General features: G+C 60.7%; 2 protein-coding genes. Both read left to right on the top strand.

What is annotated here, in order from left to right; genetic code table 11:
* On the top strand, positions 1–1,437 hold a 1,437-nt coding region (gene pqiB / locus ACJ8PE_RS24995; RefSeq protein ID WP_442536947.1), incomplete at its 5' end, for an intermembrane transport protein PqiB.
* The coding region (locus tag ACJ8PE_RS25000) for an ABC-type transport auxiliary lipoprotein family protein (RefSeq protein ID WP_442536948.1) at positions 1,434–1,652 on the top strand (219 nt) is incomplete at its 3' end. The genes pqiB and ACJ8PE_RS25000, both read left to right, overlap by 4 nt.

Consider the following 1,652-nt stretch of genomic DNA (forward strand, 5'->3'; position numbering starts at 1 on the left):
GGCGTGGTGGAAACCGTCACGTTGAGCGATGACCTGAGCAAGGTGATGGTGCAGGCGCGTCTCAATTCCGGCATGGAGAAATTGCTGCGCCAGGATTCCGCCTTCTGGGTGGTGAAGCCGCAGATCGGCCGTGAAGGCGTCTCCGGGCTGGGCACGCTGCTCTCCGGCGCCTATATCGAACTGCAGCCGGGCAACAAAGGCAAAGACGGCAAAGACAACTATCAGCTGCTCGATGCGCCGCCGCTGGCTTCCCCGGACGCCAAAGGGTTGCGCATCGTGCTGGACAGCGAGAAGTCAGGCCAGCTCAACGCCGGCGATCCGGTGCTGTTCCGCGGCTATCGCGTCGGGTCGGTGGAAACCAGCTACTTCGATCCTAAAGCGCGCGCCATGCGCTATCAGCTGTTCATCACCGCGCCTTACGATCAGTTGGTCACCACCAACGTGCGCTTCTGGAAAGACAGCGGCGTGGCGTTTGACATGTCGGCACAGGGCATGCGGGTGGAGATGGGCTCGTTGACCACGCTGTTCAGCGGCGGCGTCAGCTTCGATGTGCCGGACGGCTGGGATCGCGGCGAACAGGCGAAAGAAAAGGCGGAGTACCGGCTGTTCGACAACCAGCGCAGCACGCAGGATTCGCTGTATACCGTGCATAAAGACTACCTGCTGTTCTTCTCCGATTCGGTACGCGGCCTGCAGCCGGGCGCGCCGGTCGAGTTCCGCGGCATCCGTCTGGGGACGGTGGCGCAGGTGCCGTTCTATAAAGAGGGCATGGCGCAGCGCCTGGATAACGACTACCGCATTCCGGTGCTGATCCGCATCGAGCCGGATCGGCTTCATAAACAGCTGGGGGACAACATCGATATCGAAGCGCATCTAAAAGACGCGGAATCCCGCGGCATGCGCGCCTCGATGAAGTCCGCCAACCTGCTGACCGGTTCGCTGTACATCGATCTCGACTTCTATCCGCAGGAAAAACCGTGGAAAGGGCCGCGCGAGCTGTTCGGTTATCCGCTGATGCCGACCACCAGCGGCGGTCTGGCGCAGATCCAGCAGAAGCTGATGCAGACGTTGGATAAGATTAATTCGATGCCGATCAATCCGATGATCAGCGAAGCGACCAAGACGCTGGCGGAAAGCCAGAAAACCATGAAGTCGACGCAGCAGACCATGAAGTCGTTGAACGACATCATCGCCAGCAAAGAGATGCAGGCGCTGCCGCAGGACATGCAGAAAACGCTGCTGGAGCTGAACCGCAGCATGAAAGGGTTCCAGCCTGGTTCACCGGCTTACAACAAGATGGTGGGCGACATGCAGCGCCTCGATCAGGTCTTGCGTGAGCTGCAACCGGTGTTACGCACCCTAAATGAGAAGAGCAACGCGCTGGTGTTTGAAGCCGCCGGCAGCAATGACCCTCAGCCGAAGAAGGCCACGAAATGATGAAATGGATCCCGGTAGCCCTGGCGCTGTTGCTCAGCGCCTGCAGCAGTTCGCCACAGAAGACTTACTATCAGTTGCCGGCGCTGGGCGCGCCGGCCGCGGCCGGCAGCAGCGGCGCCTCCACGCGCCAGCTGTGGCTGGAGCACGTGAGCGTGGCGGATTATCTGGCGCAGAGCGGCGTGGTGTATCAGACCAACGACGTGCAGTATGTGATA

This window comes from Serratia sp. CY74737 (genome assembly GCF_052166775.1).
Classification (GTDB): domain Bacteria; phylum Pseudomonadota; class Gammaproteobacteria; order Enterobacterales; family Enterobacteriaceae; genus Serratia; species Serratia ureilytica.